Annotated in this window: 4 protein-coding genes; 3 read left to right on the top strand and 1 reads right to left on the bottom strand. The window is 75.0% G+C overall.

Features of this window, described 5'->3' with window-relative positions; genetic code table 11:
* Nucleotides 1-950: hypothetical protein (locus tag HW577_RS22375; protein WP_198378326.1), on the bottom strand; the 950-nt coding region annotated here is incomplete at its 3' end.
* A gap of 45 nt (nt 951-995) precedes the next feature.
* Here HW577_RS22375 and HW577_RS22370 point away from each other — a divergent pair.
* The 3 genes from HW577_RS22370 to HW577_RS22360 all read left to right on the top strand — a co-directional run.
* The gene (locus HW577_RS22370) at nt 996-2,414 is read left to right on the top strand and encodes an FAD-dependent oxidoreductase (protein ID WP_198378325.1); all 1,419 of its coding nucleotides are present in this window, start codon (nt 996-998) and stop codon (nt 2,412-2,414) included.
* A 139-nt stretch (nt 2,415-2,553) separates the two neighbouring features.
* Nucleotides 2,554-3,351 (top strand): hypothetical protein, encoded by a 798-nt coding sequence (locus HW577_RS22365; protein WP_198378324.1) that lies wholly within the window; start codon nt 2,554-2,556, stop codon nt 3,349-3,351.
* Nucleotides 3,348-3,742, top strand: a 395-nt coding sequence (locus HW577_RS22360) for a hypothetical protein (RefSeq protein WP_198378323.1), incomplete at its 3' end; no start/stop codon positions are given. The genes HW577_RS22365 and HW577_RS22360, both read left to right, overlap by 4 nt.

Genomic DNA, 3,742 nt, shown 5'->3' with positions numbered 1-3,742 from the left:
CTTTCCTCGATGACCACCAGCGTCGCGCCGGGCGCGAGCCGGTCCGCCGCGTGCCGCGCCAGCAGCCAGTGCAGCCGCCCCGCCGCCGCGGCGCTGGTCTTGAGGCTGAGCAGCGGACCGCCCGGGGTGACGCGCAGCCCCGCGGCGCGCGATGGCGGGCCCGCCTGCCGCACCGCATAGAAGCCGACCGGCCCCTCGGCCATGGTCATGTTCTCCGCCGCCGGCACTTCCCGCCAATCCCCGCCGGCAGCGATCGCCGCGAAGGGCGCCGCACCCTCGGGGCTCATCGCATCGCAGGCGGTGGTGACGCGCACACGCGCGATCGGCAGCAGCGGCGTGAGCGTGACGGCCAGCATCAGCGCGGGCGTCGCGGCCCGCACCTCGTACGCGTAGCGCAGCCGCGCGACGTCGCGCACGGGGCCGAAGCGGCCGCGGCCGCGCAGGATGCTCTCATGGAACACCAGCACGCCGTCCTCGGTCGCCTCGACGCCGGCGGCGACGATCGCGTCCTCCACATCCAGGCAATGCCTGCGCCCGCCCAGGGTGAACTCGGCCAGGTTGCCGCCATGCAGCACGAAGGGGGCGCCGTCGCCGCGTAGTGCCTGCCGCAACTCCCCGCGGAACAGGTCGCCGGTGAACAGGTGGTGCGGCGTGGCGATGCGCAGGGTGCGCGGCGCGCCGTCCTCGACCACCAGCCGCGCGCGGTCGAGCGCGGCGGGGGCAGGGCCATCCCCGGCCGCGATCAACGCCAGCGCGCCAGCCGCCTCGGCGGGTGCGAAGGCCGCGAGCGCTTCCGCCACCGCGGCATTGGCAGCCAGGTCGAAGCGGCTGCCACCCGGCGTCTCGGCGAAGGCCATCGCCTCCCGGTCATCGACACGCGCGGCGGCGCGGAAGCGCAGCAGCCCCCTCGCCAGCCCGTCCCGCACGGCATCGCCGATCGTTCCGTCCATGCACCGCTTGTAGCCGCGCCATGCCGCGGCGGGATAGGGTGGCGCATGGACACGAAGGAAGGCGGCCGGCTGTTTTTCCGGTCCGAGGTCTTTGCCCCGGCGCGCGGTCCGCGCCGGACACCGACCGGCAGGGTCGTGGCGGAACCGGCACGCGAGGTGCCGGTCCATGCCGAGGTCGACGTTCTCGTCGTCGGCGGCGGGCCCGCCGGCGTCGCGGCCACGGTCGCGGCAGGGCGGCTCGGCGCGCGGACGATGCTGCTGGAACGCCACAATCACCTCGGCGGGCTTTCCACCGGCGGACTCGTCATCTGGATCGACCGGATGACGGACTGGGGCGGGACGCGCGTTATCCGCGGCTTCGCCGAGGAATTCCTCGACCGCCTGCCGAAGGGCGCGCTGGCCGGCCCGCCCCGGGACGCCTGGGGCGCGCGGGACGCCGCGACGGCGGCCTGGTGGGCGGCACGCACCGCCGCCTTCCACGGCATCGTCACCCATTCGCCCACCTGCGACCCGGAATGGATGAAGGCGACGGCGCTCGAGATGGTGCTCGGCGCGGGTGCGGAGATCCTGTTCCACGCCTGGGGCGCGGAGCCCGTGCTGGACGGCGGCGCGGTGCGCGGCGCGATCTTCGAGAGCAAGCAGGGCCGCCGCGCCGTGCTGGCGAAGGTGGTGGTGGACGCCACCGGCGACGGCGACCTTTTCCATCGCGCCGGCGCGGCATCGGACAGCGACACGGATGAACGCGACATCCATCACTGCATCAACACCTCCTGGCTCTTCGCGCATGTGGACATGCCGCGACACCTCGCCTGGCGGGCGGAGAGGCCGGCGGAATTCTCGGCCTTCATGGCGCGCGCCAAGGAGGAGGTCGGGCTGTTCGACAAGGCCTTCGTCTCCTGGCGCGACGACGTGGCGCTGTTCATGGGCCCGCGGCTCGCCGGCTATGACGCGACGCAGGTGGACGACCTGACGGAGGTCGAGATCCGCAGCCACCGTCTCATGCTGGACCACCTGCGCATCTACCGCCGCGACGCGCCGGGCTTCGAGGGTGCGACGCTGATGCTCTCCGCGCCGCAGATCGGTGTCCGGCACGCCCGGCGCCTGCGCGGCGTGGCGAGGGTGACGCGCGAGACGTGGGACGGCCGCGTGCACGCGGACGAGATCGGCGTCTCGCCGTCCCTCGCGCCGAAATTCGCCAATGTCTCGGTGCCCTATGGCGCGCTGGTGCCGGAGCGGCTCGACGGGCTGCTCGCGCCGGGGCGGCATCTGTCCTGCGACGCGACGTCGCATTCCTTCCTGCGGGAGATCCCGCAATGCTGGCTGACCGGGCAGGCGGCGGGCGTCGCCGCGGCGCTGGCGGCCGATGCGGGGATCGCGCCCCGCGCGGTCGATCCGACAGCGATCCGCGCCGCGCTGCGGCGGCAGGGCGCGCATCTGCAGGAGGCGGCGCATGTTCCGGCCTAGGGGAGCGAAGGGGCTTCGCCCCCTCGCGCTCCCCCACCGAAGGCCGAAAGGCCTGTGGGAACCAAGCCTGGGTTCCGAGGGCCTTTCGGCCCTCGGCGGAGGGAGCGCGAGGGAGGCGGCGCCTCCCTCGTTCCTCGCGGTGCTGATCGGTGCAGTCCTTCTCGCCACCCCTGCACAGGCCGAGGACCGCGCCGCGCTGGTCGCCCGCAGCCCGTCGCTCGCGCTCGATGGCCCCGTCACACCGCTCGTCGCGCCCATCGCCGTGGGCGGCGCCGGCTGGGGCCCGTTCCGGCGGCTCTGCGTGACCAAGACGATGCTCCGCCCCGACGATGGGCAGGAGGTCGCGACCTCTCCCCCCTCCTGCTTCAACGTGGAGGAAGCGCGGGAGGATGGCGGAACGTGGCAGCTCGCCCTGCGCACGGACCCGCTGCCGGGCGGGATGCGCGTCGCCTTCACGACGACGCGCGACGCGGCCGGCACGGTGGGCGAGACGGACATCGCCGTGCCGGAAGGCGTCGCCGCGCCGCCGCCGCCGGTCATGGCGCGCCTGCGCGGAATCTTCCGCGCCGCCATCGAGGCGAATGCCATGCCGCCCGCCACCATCGCTCCCGGCGCGGAATTCCTGATGCCGCTGCCAGTCGGCGCGGTCGATCCCGACCTGCGGGTGGAGCGCGACGGGCTGGTGTGCACGGCCGAAGGCGAGGCCACCGCCGACGGCCGGCGCGTGCTCGTCGCGATCTGCGGCGCGAGCGGCGGCGGGGAGATCTCCCCCGGGCGAGCGATGCGGATCCTCATCGCCGGCCGCTTCGCGATCGACGTCGCGACCGGGATGGTGCTGCGGCACGGCTACGGGTCCTGGCTCGAGATGGAGGCCGATCCGCGCGGCAGCATGGGGCGGATGGAGATGCGGGGCGTGTCGCGGCAGTCCCTGGAATGACCGGCGCCGCCCGCGCGGCCTGGGGCGCCGCGCTGGCGCTGACCCTGGCGGGGCCGGCGACGGCACAGACGGAGGCCTGGCGTGCCAGCGAGCCGCCCTTGCCGCTCGATGGCGAGGTCCGCCCGCTGCGCGCGCCCGTCCAGATCGGCGGCACGGCCTGGGGACCCTGGCGGCGCCTTTGCCGCGAGCAGACGCTGCGCCCGGGCCGCCCGATGCAGCGGGACTGCCTGACGGTCGCCGAGGCGCAGGCTGAGGGCGATGCGGTGCGGCTCAGCCTCGCGCAGGAGGCGACAGGGCTCAGGATCGCGGCGCGACGCGGCGCCGACGGGCGCGTGACCGAGTTCGCCGCCCCGCGGCCCGAAGGCAGCGGCGCCGCCGCCGACGCGGCGCG

Origin of the sequence: Neoroseomonas rubea (genome assembly GCF_016106015.1) — a bacterium.
Classification (GTDB): domain Bacteria; phylum Pseudomonadota; class Alphaproteobacteria; order Acetobacterales; family Acetobacteraceae; genus Neoroseomonas; species Neoroseomonas rubea.
The sequence above is the reverse complement of the archived record's forward strand: the minus strand, read 5'-3'. Positions and strand labels throughout refer to the sequence as shown.